Genomic DNA, 9,230 nt, shown 5'->3' on the forward strand with positions numbered 1-9,230 from the left:
CAGCCCTTCGAATCTCACACGCAGGGCGCGAAGGCGCCCTGCTCGCTTCCGCCAGGCAATAAAAAACCGCCCGAAGGCGGTTTCTTTATTTCTTGGCGGAAGCGGTGTAATGCAAATATCTAGGCTTTTTGCGGCTTTCAAGCCGCTATACACCAACCATACCTACCAAGCTACCTACCGGAAAAAATCGCCACAAAGAGTCTTTGTGAGCCTGCACCCCTGGCGATTTTGCTATGCAAATCAAATGCAAGCTGAAATGGCGCGCAGCCGCATGCTCTCTCGCACGCTAGCCGCATGGCCGCGCGCATGGCATCATGCGCACAGAACATTAACTATGGTGACACATGGAGCAATTTCATTTCCTGGTAGGCGAATTCAAAAAGAATAGCCTATTTATCCCTGCCGCCGCCAGCGAGCAGCTGTTTTCCTGGTTCGAGCAGGTGGGCGAGCGCGTCGATCGCTACGGCAGCAAGACCGGCAAGGTCGTCAAGTTTTCGCAAAAAAACTACGAGAAAACCCTGTTCGCAGCTGATGCCGACAGCATCGAATTGTTTTCACCGCGGATCGTACCACCCGGCGATGTAGACGAGTGGGCGAACTGCGACGCTCTTGCCCTGTATTCACATAGCTCTTCGCTGATGCTGGCCATCCACGCCAGCAAGCTGCCGCTGGCGCAGCTATTTCACGGCGCAGAGGGTATACCCGGCTTGCTCGATCATTGCGATTATGTGTACGGCTACAGCGAAACGCTGGGCTATGGCACGGGTTACGCACGCGGATATCTGACGCCCGATGCATCTCATCCGTGGGTAGCTTCTGCAAGGTCCGATCCTGGCAATAATTGGGGTGCTATCAAGCGCAAAGGGCTGCAGTATGAGCACATACGCGATGTATATCCCATCAGTATTTTCACCCAGTCCAGGCTCGACGCGCTGCCGCCAGAGCGTCAACAAGCGTTGCGTAAGGCGATGCAGGCATATGGCAGTAGTAATACGCACGACGGCAAGACACACTGGATTTTAAGCGGCGAGGAACAGGCGGCGGCCCGTAGTGACCTGCAAGCGCGCACCATGCTGGGTTCCCTGATCGACAAGTGACTCTTCATGAGCACCCATCTTCACGTACACAACAGATATCCATGTTTCATGGCTGTTACAAAGCGTTGCACATGTGATGCCTGATGGTAAAAAAGCCCGAGCAGACTCGGGCTTTGGATTGTTTATAACAGTTATTATGACGCTTTGCGGCGCAGCATGAAGCCCAGCAGGCCTAGGCCGGCCAGCAACATGGCATACGTTTCCGGTTCCGGTACGGCGGCGATGTAGGCGTGGTTATCGCTTTCGAACGCGTTCGTGTTCGGCGAGTGGAAGGCGACGGAGGTGAAGCTCGCCCCTTCGCCGGCCCAGGCGTTCACATACAAGCCGACGGACTGGTCGCCATTCGGGCTGACGCCGCCCAGAGCGGCCATTTGCGAACCGGTCAGCATCACCGTGCTGCTGTCGCCCATGGTGAAGACGATGCTGTTGTATGTGTCGGGCGACCCCATATAGAAACCGAAATAGCTGAGCCCGCCACTGAAGGTGGCCATGCCTGGCGTGATCTGGCCATCCGAGACGCCAACGGAATAGAAGGCCGTCAAATCATTCGGCGGTTGCGCGGCATAGCTGGGGTGGTTGCTGGTAAACACTGCACCGGTGTAGTTGCTTGGTAGTAATCCGTCGTTGAAGTTGATCGTCGTGGCGCCTGCGACCGAGGACACAAGGCCTTCTCCTGCCAATACCGTACCGCCGGCAGTGAAGTTGGGAGCGGCGCTGGCGGTACCTGCGGCGACCGTCAGCGTGGCCAAGGCCAGCGTAGTCAAGATTTTCATGTCGAGTCCCTCTGATGAGTATTGTTATATGCAGCGGTAATGGGCATAGATGTGCCCGGCGTGGCGTGGCGTGGCGAGGCGGTGCGGCGTGCGGGGGCGAGGGGCGTCGCATGGTGAAAAAATTTCTTGGAACCAAGCATTACTACATGCAATATTTAAATATAAAAAACACAATTCAGATTGCAAAATAATAATAGGTTTACTTGAGAAATATCAAAGCTGGATCGCTAGAATAAAGCTACTACATTGATAGCTTGTCTTATTGCCGGGATCGACTATGGGGGGCCTCGCCTTAACTTACGGCAAGACCGAACTGGCGGCCAATTTCGACTATCACGCTAGCCCAAAGCATCCACCATCTCTGCCATTTGGGCACAGGTCGATGCGTTGGGTGCTGTCAAGCTTACTCAGTGGAAACCTTGATTAGAACCGAAGCTCGCCCACGGGGCGCGGGGCTAGCGGGCAGCGGTTGGAGGATTTGGGGCGGGCTGGGCCGGTATAGGAAAATGTCAAGTTGACTGAATCTATCTTGGAGGCAAAACAACACTCCTGATGAGCTTCAAAAAAGGGGAGGATGAAATTAAGTGCAATCGCACCTTGCATGCCAATATGGAAATTTTCTTCCTCTAGCTAATCGACATTAATTTAAAAAAAAGCCCCAAAGTAGGGGCACTTTAGGGCTTTAACATAGCAGTACTAACGGGCTACCATTGCTTTATAAATCACATGATGACTAATATCAAGAAAAAAGGTGTCAAAAAATTATCGAACAGTATATTTTAATAATATACACTTGTATGAATGGACGTGAGAAACGTCGCTCGCAGATTTGGCGCGCACTCCTTCAAGATGGGGAACTCTTGTTCTAGCTTGGACTGGCCAGCTTCGCCCCACTCCCGGATAACCGCGAAGCACATCATCTTGCTTTTAGAAAAGAGAGTCTGGCGGTGTTTCAGCGGCCTCATAAGCCTCCTTCGCTCCTGCCCGAGGAGGTAAAGGGTCATACTGCGCGACAAGATGTTCAGCATGATATTGCCGATAAATATCCTTGCCGCTAAGCAGCGAACCTTCCAACCATGCCTTACACTGTTCCTGAGTCAGCATCATGACCATGCGCTTCTCATCATTTGGTTTGTGAAACCGCCGCATTAATGGATACCAGGCCATACGATTCCGACACTCAGGCGCCGACACTCAACAGGCCGAGTATGTCGCCCAAGTCTGCCGGCTTGACCAAATGATGATCGAAGCCCACGGCTTTAGTCTGTATCCGAGTGGCGTCATCACTCCAGGCAGTGAGGGCAATCATTTTAATGTGCTGGAAGCGAGACGCCTGCCGGAGGGTGGAGGCAACCTCCAAGCCGTTCACGCCAGGCATTCCCAAATCAAGGAAAACCACATCAGGGACAAAACTATCGGCCGTCCGCAGTGCCTCAGCCCCGCCATATACGGGGACAGCCTCATGACCACACATCACAAGAAATTCCGCGACAAGATCAGCGGCATCACGATTGTCATCAACAATCATGATTCGCAAGGGGGAAAGTTGGTTTGCCATACAGCACCTGCCGTTCATGAAATGCATCCACATGTAGGGACACATATTGAGCCGGCAAGTTCAAGGCGGCTGAAATTTTGAACAGTCAGGGGCAAGGACTGAGGATGAGATTGCTCGATGGGAATTATACATAAAAGTCAGAAAACATGCATAAAATGAAATAATGTCATTAGTTTCCACTAGCCCAAAACGCACATTAGTTGCTGACTATCCTGCGCTTTTCAATTTCTAAAAATGTTCTAAAATATAAATCCAAAATTAACCACCTAGTAGTCTTTTTTGACGGAGGCGTCAATGGGAAATGACCAAAAAGTACAGCATGGTGAGTATGAGTACCAGATAGTGAGCTACAGGGAAGTGAACGGTATGTATAAGGGTATGGTCCTCCTTACCGCTCATGCAGGAATCCAGTATTCGCCTATTGTTGAAATTCCAACACCAAGCGTGTTCAAGACGGAGCGTGCGGCACAGATCGAAGCCTCGGCGCTAGTCTGCCAACTCATAGAAGCAGGCGCAGTGGCGACACTTGTGCCACAAAATGGCAAGTCCGGTTCCTGGCCGAAGGAGTCTCAGACTATTCTCTAGCGTCAGTTTCTGTTCATGCCCGCACTTCCAGATTAAAAGCAAGAGGTGAAAAATGGATGATATTTTTCTATCATCAAAACCCACGAACGAACGCAGAATTGACACTCTTTCCGAGTCGATCGTCAATTCAGCCATCGATATGGAAGAACGATTAGGATCTCTACATGCCATCCTCTACATGCGTCGTCATAACATTGACATGTCCGTGGCGGTAAGGGTGGTTTTAAGGCGCGCCGAAAGGAGAAACAGCATAGCTTGGTCAACCAGCGAACCTGGCGGCTTTGCTGATTTTGTGGACGTGTCGAATCTTTAACGCTGCAAAAGTGCGAAGGTTTACATTTCGGCTACAAGTATGGCCAGTATGAAATAGGTATGGCTCGTGAGGCCACCATACAGCCCCGTCAGGGCGAAAAAATCCCCCTCCCAACAAGTAATCACAAGCCAGACAAAAATCCGCTCAAAGTGCGTCAAAATGCGTCAAATCGCACGCCCCCTCTTCTCCCCGCCGCGCCAGTCCTCATGCGCCTTCGGCCATGGCGCAAATTTGAGTCAAAAGACCCCTATATAGCGGGCAGGTGTGGAGGGGGGACAACTGCGCGCGCCGGGCCGAAACGGCTCTTTTTCTTGCATCTAGAGCAATATCAGTCGTCGGGACGTGAAAAAGCCGCCTCATGGGCGGCTTGTGTGGTGGCTGGGGCGCTTCGGTGCGGCCGCGCTATCTCAGCCCCGCCCTGCCGGCTATCGCGGCGTGGCGCTCATCCTGGACGGCCGGCGCGGGCCTTGGCCGCCTGCTCCTTTTCGTAATCGTCGCGGCAGTCCACGTTGCAGAACAGCAGCGCGGGCGGCAGCGCCTCGTCGCAGTAGTGGCAGCAGCCATGCGGCGCCAAGGCGGGCCGGCCGCGCACGGCGGCCAGGCCGCGTGCCACCTCGGCAAAGATGATCTTGTCGGTATTGTCCACGTGGTCGCTCATTGCGCGCCCTCCTTGCCCAGGCCCAGGTCATACGGGGCGAACTTCACCACTTCCACGCCGGCCCACTCGTTGATCGCCATGAACTGCGCCTGCAGCGGCACCAGCTCGTTGCGGGCGAAGACGCGCGCGGCTGGCTCGACGGCGCCGAAGCCGCCAGCATTGTTCGGCAGGATGCCCATCAGCTGCGGCGGCACGCGGTGCGCGGCCAGCTGGTCGTCGCGCGTGACGCTCTTGATGTTGAAAAACTCATCCTTGGCGGCCACGTCCGACACCGGCAGAATCTGGATGCCGTCCTTCTTGCCGTTCGGCGCGTACATGAACAGGTTGCGGAAGTTGCCCGGCCCCTTACTGTCGCGCATGGCCTGGCGCAGGTTGTCCACGTCCTGCGTATTCGCTGCGGCATCCGTCATGTAGAACACGAAACCGGCGTGCGAACCGTTCTTGTAGTACTTGCGGCGGAACAGGGTGGCCGCCTCGTTGAGCCAGGCCGATTGCAGGGCGCTCAGGTACTGCGGCACGCCGTACAGCTCCTGATTCACGTCCGGTTCCATCAGGTGGAACACGCGGCCCTTGTCGAATTCATGCACGGCCTGGTAGCCGTTGACGAAGAAATACGTATCAAGATCGACGCCGCGCCGCATGTACTTGGCCAGCGCGTGTTGGTACGCCAGCGCCTTGCCGCTGCGGCTGGGGCGGTCTTCCAAGTAGGCGTTGCCGAAAGTGAGGAAGTCCAGGGCCATGCGCTTGAAGGCGTCGCGCGACAAATACTTGCTGGGGATCAGGGTGGATGCGAGCACGTTGGCCTTGAAGTGGATGGCGCTGCTGTGGTGCACGCCCGCGTTAAACGACTTGGCCAGGCCGGCCAGGTTGACGGGTGGCTCATACCAGTGGCCGTTCTTCCAGCATTCGAAGCAGTCGAGAATGTCGGCGTGCTCGAGCACGGGCGTCGGGTCGCCGAAGGAAAACGCCTCGATGCCGGCGGCGGCCGGCGCCGTGGCCGCTGGTGGTGCGCTCTCGGCCTGCCGGCCGCGCGCGCGCAAGTGTCGTGCTTTGCTCAAGAATAAATCTCCATGAAAGAGTGGTGGTTGTCGGTGGTGCCTTCGAATGGCTCGTGATCGAGGGCGTGCATGCAGGCCCACGCCAGATCGGCGTGGCCGGTTTCGTCGCTGCGGCCGGCGACATAGGTCACGTGCCGCCCGCTGGGGGTGAGGGTCTTGTGGATGGCCATGAAGGACTGCGCGATGTCGGTCCAGCCGGCGTCGAACTCCAGCCGGCCCTTGCTGATGATGTTTTTGGCTTTCAGCACCATGCGGGTTTTCACTTCCGGCGAGTAGTTCAGCGCCGTGACAGCCGGGAAGAAGCCGCGCACAATGGGCAGCACGCCGATGCCCATGCCCGTCGTGTCGATGCCGATGTATTCGACGTTGTAGCGCTGCGTCATCTGGCGGATGGCGTCGGCGTGATCTTCAAAGCTCTGGCCGCGCCACTGGTGGCGCTCCAGAATGCGGAACTTGCCGCCGGCCGTCATGGGCGGTGCCAGCACCACACAGCCGGCGCTGTCGCCGTTCAAGGCCGGGTCGTAGCCGATCCACACGGGCCGGTTGCCGAACGGGCGCAGGCCCAGCATCGGTTTGTAGTCGTCCCACTCCACCCAGGAATCGACCATGCAGCGCTGCAGCTCGGCCAGCGGGAAGACCGAGGCCGAGTCATCGATAAAATTGCACATCAGCAGGTTGTCGAACTGGTCGGGGCTGTATTCGAAGTTGCGCAGCTCGTCGATGTCGAACAGGTTACAGCCGCCGCGCTCGGCGTCCAGAATGGTGACGATCTGGCGCCAAATCTTGTCCTCGCCCGTAAAACCCGACGAGAGGCGGCCATGGCTCACATCGATGTTCACCTGGTCCACCTTGGCGCGGCGCTTGTTGAACAGCTCGCCCGTCCAGAACGGATAAGCCTGGTGCGTGGTCGAAGATGGCGTTGAAAAATACGTCTTACGCCACTTCTTGTGGATGGCCATGCCCGAGGCCACCTTGTTGAGTTCCTGGAAGTTCTGCGTCCAGAAAAATTCGTCAAAGTAAAAATTGCCGTGGTAGCCCTGCGCCGTGCGCGCATTGGTGCCCAAGAAGTACAGATGCGCGCCGTTCGGCAAGACGATGGGATCGCCCGTCAACTCGATGCCGGCCGCCTCGCGCGCGAATTGCACGATGTATTGCTTGAAGACGTGCGCCTGGCTTTTAGAGGCGGACAGGAAGATTTGATTGCGGCCCGTTGCCATCGCGTCGGCCAGCGCCTCGCGGGCGAAGTACCAGGTGGCGCCGATCTGGCGGCTTTTGAGGATGGCGCGCGTGCGCTGGTCGCCGTTGCGATACCAGACCTTTTGATAGTCGAAGAGCGAGTCCTGGAAGGCGTCGAGCAGCTGGATTTTCTGCTCTTCGCTGAAGTCATTGCGCGCCGGCTTCTTCTTCGGCCCCGCGTTGCGGTTCGCCAGTTTCGGGTTGAGGTCGACCTCGTTGCCGCCCGGCTGTTCGTAGCGGCGCACGCGCGCCATCTGCACGATGGTGCGCGCCAGCAGATCAATTTCCTTGTAGTCGCTGCCGCTCTTGACCTCTTTTTCGATCAGCTTGACCAGCCGCAGCTCGGCCGACGCCTCGACGTGCTCGATGGCCTGGGCCTTGTCCCATTCGTCGCGCTCTTTCCAGCTATTGATGGTGCTGCGCTTGATCCCCAGGTGGCGGGCGATGGACGAAATGCGCCAGCCCTTCCAGTACAGGGCGCGCGCGGCACGGCGCGGCTCGGATTCGGGCACGGCCAGTTCGGCGATTTTCTCGTCGACCGTTTGTTCGCTTTTTTTCTCGATTGTCAGCATGCCGCCAGCGTAGGCCGCGCGCGCGCGGAGCGGGGAAAGGCAAAAGTCGCTATGGCCCATAGCAACCCGCACCGCATTGAATCGCAGCGCCAAGACGTTGACCATGGCGGTATCCGATCAACCGAGACACGCCACCATGCCTAAATCCCAATTCTTCCGCGTCGCCACCGAAGGCGCCACCACGGACGGCCGCAACATCGACCGCGCCACCATCGAGCAGATCGCCGCCACCTACAACCCGAAGACCTACGGCGCACGCATCTGGCTGGAACACATCCGGGGTACCCGGCGCGCAAGCGGCGCAAGGAATTCAAGGGAAAGAATGGACGGATCAAGCGGCAGAAGGCGGCCATGTTCGGAAAGATTCGCACCGCCAAACACCTGAAAGTAAAGGCGACCGGTGACCAGATCGAGATCGGCTTCTTTGGCTGGGTGGCGCGCGTGGCGCGGGTGCATCAATTTGGCCAGCCAGACCGCGTTACCAAAAAAGGGCCCGTCTACAAGTACCCGGAGCGGCCGTTTCTGGGTTTGAGTGAACCGGATCGGACGCTGATACGCGAGTCGTTGCTACATCACATAGAAAAAACCGATAGGCATTAATGGAAAATCCAAAGGGACTAGCTATCAAATAAACCAGATCCACATGATGCGGGCCACAGCAAGCCAAAAGCTACTATTCAGGTGAGTGTGACATTGTGTGATTTTCTTCTCTTATCAATCCGCTATGCTCTGACGCTGCTGCCGCCAAGACCTACCGGTTGAACTCGGCGAAATGGGCGTTCAGAATCCCTGATTACTGATTGAAATTCAGACCCTATAAATCTGGCAAAAATAGATACGCCAATAAAATGTGAGATCAAATTTATGAAATTCGAAGTCCCTAATAAAATGACTGGATATTTACCAGAAGTCTTTTCGCTGCTAAGGTCATTAGATGATAAACAGGTGTACGGTCACGAACACCAACTTAGCCATCCGGCAGATGTATTTATATTAACATTTGGAGACGCTATTAGATGTATAAATAGCCTCGCCAAATCGGTTAATGAAATAACAGAAGCTGCGGCATGCGGCGAAAAAATTAAGAGTGATCGTCTTACCGAAATAAGAAACCAAGTTTTTGAACTATTGTTTTATACCGGCAATTTTGTAGAGGGGTGCCAATCAATCATAAAAAGTCTTTTCCCTCGCTCAGACAAAAATTTTACAAAAGTTATTAGAATTTTTAAAGACAATGTCGAAGAGTATATATCACACGCATCTCAACTAATTAACAAAGTCAAGCACCAACATAGAAGACCACGAATCTTCACCTTTACCCACGACAACAAAATTATCATAGGCTATTATTTAGAGGGACTTGTGGCTAAAGGCGTTCTC

The 9,230-nt window shown here is 55.3% G+C and carries 11 protein-coding genes and 1 pseudogene; 6 read left to right on the forward strand and 6 right to left on the reverse strand.

Going from position 1 to position 9,230, the window contains the following annotated elements:
• The first annotated feature begins 344 nt into the window (after window positions 1-344).
• Window positions 345-1,097, forward strand: coding sequence for a hypothetical protein (locus ASN89_RS25130; protein WP_058051158.1), 753 nt, complete (start codon window positions 345-347; stop codon window positions 1,095-1,097).
• A 134-nt stretch (window positions 1,098-1,231) separates the two neighbouring features.
• Here ASN89_RS25130 and ASN89_RS25135 read toward each other — a convergent pair whose 3' ends face one another.
• From ASN89_RS25135 to ASN89_RS25145, 3 genes are all read right to left on the reverse strand, one after another.
• Window positions 1,232-1,870, reverse strand: a complete 639-nt coding sequence (locus tag ASN89_RS25135) for a PEP-CTERM sorting domain-containing protein (protein WP_058051159.1) — start codon at window positions 1,868-1,870, stop codon at window positions 1,232-1,234.
• A gap of 927 nt (window positions 1,871-2,797) precedes the next feature.
• Entirely contained in the window at window positions 2,798-3,037 is a 240-nt protein-coding gene (locus ASN89_RS28830; protein ID WP_152988687.1) for a hypothetical protein, read from the reverse strand.
• A 13-nt stretch (window positions 3,038-3,050) separates the two neighbouring features.
• A complete protein-coding gene (locus ASN89_RS25145) occupies window positions 3,051-3,473 on the reverse strand; it encodes a response regulator (protein ID WP_082654748.1) in 423 nt (140 codons plus the stop codon).
• Between the two features lie 249 nt (window positions 3,474-3,722).
• Here ASN89_RS25145 and ASN89_RS25150 point away from each other — a divergent pair, with 249 nt between their 5' ends.
• Together ASN89_RS25150 and ASN89_RS28835 are read left to right on the forward strand one after the other, a co-directional pair.
• Window positions 3,723-4,013: a hypothetical protein gene (locus tag ASN89_RS25150; RefSeq protein ID WP_058051162.1), complete on the forward strand. Its 291-nt coding sequence runs from the start codon at window positions 3,723-3,725 to the stop codon at window positions 4,011-4,013.
• A gap of 52 nt (window positions 4,014-4,065) precedes the next feature.
• Window positions 4,066-4,326 (forward strand): hypothetical protein, encoded by a 261-nt coding sequence (locus tag ASN89_RS28835; protein WP_152988689.1) that lies wholly within the window; start codon window positions 4,066-4,068, stop codon window positions 4,324-4,326.
• 442 nt (window positions 4,327-4,768) lie between these two features.
• On the opposite strand, the gene ASN89_RS25155 is transcribed toward ASN89_RS28835, so the two are convergent.
• Genes ASN89_RS25155 through ASN89_RS25165 form a run of 3 tightly spaced genes read right to left on the reverse strand, consistent with a single transcriptional unit; the run spans window position 4,769 to window position 7,850 of the window.
• Entirely contained in the window at window positions 4,769-4,984 is a 216-nt protein-coding gene (locus ASN89_RS25155) for a DUF2116 family Zn-ribbon domain-containing protein (protein ID WP_058051163.1), read from the reverse strand.
• Window positions 4,981-6,042 carry a phage portal protein gene (locus ASN89_RS25160; protein WP_058051164.1) on the reverse strand — a complete coding sequence of 354 codons (1,062 nt, stop codon included), beginning with the start codon at window positions 6,040-6,042 and terminating at the stop codon, window positions 4,981-4,983. The genes ASN89_RS25155 and ASN89_RS25160 overlap by 4 nt, the downstream gene beginning before the upstream one ends.
• On the reverse strand, window positions 6,039-7,850 hold the full coding sequence (locus ASN89_RS25165; protein ID WP_058051166.1) for a terminase ATPase subunit family protein: 1,812 nt from the start codon (window positions 7,848-7,850) through the stop codon (window positions 6,039-6,041). The genes ASN89_RS25160 and ASN89_RS25165 overlap by 4 nt, the downstream gene beginning before the upstream one ends.
• 136 nt (window positions 7,851-7,986) lie before the next feature.
• On the opposite strand from ASN89_RS25165, the pseudogene ASN89_RS29605 reads away from it, so the two are divergent.
• The 3 genes and pseudogenes from ASN89_RS29605 to ASN89_RS28840 all read left to right on the forward strand — a co-directional run.
• A pseudogene (locus ASN89_RS29605) lies at window positions 7,987-8,133 on the forward strand (GPO family capsid scaffolding protein); the annotation flags it as partial.
• 47 nt (window positions 8,134-8,180) lie between these two features.
• Window positions 8,181-8,450, forward strand: coding sequence for a phage virion morphogenesis protein (locus tag ASN89_RS29610; RefSeq protein ID WP_235502078.1), 270 nt, complete (start codon window positions 8,181-8,183; stop codon window positions 8,448-8,450).
• A gap of 264 nt (window positions 8,451-8,714) precedes the next feature.
• On the forward strand, window positions 8,715-9,230 hold a 516-nt coding region (locus ASN89_RS28840), incomplete at its 3' end, for a hypothetical protein (RefSeq protein WP_152988691.1).

Source organism: Janthinobacterium sp. Ant5-2-1 (genome assembly GCF_001445815.1).
Taxonomy (GTDB): Bacteria; Pseudomonadota; Gammaproteobacteria; order Burkholderiales; family Burkholderiaceae_D; genus Janthinobacterium; species Janthinobacterium lividum_E.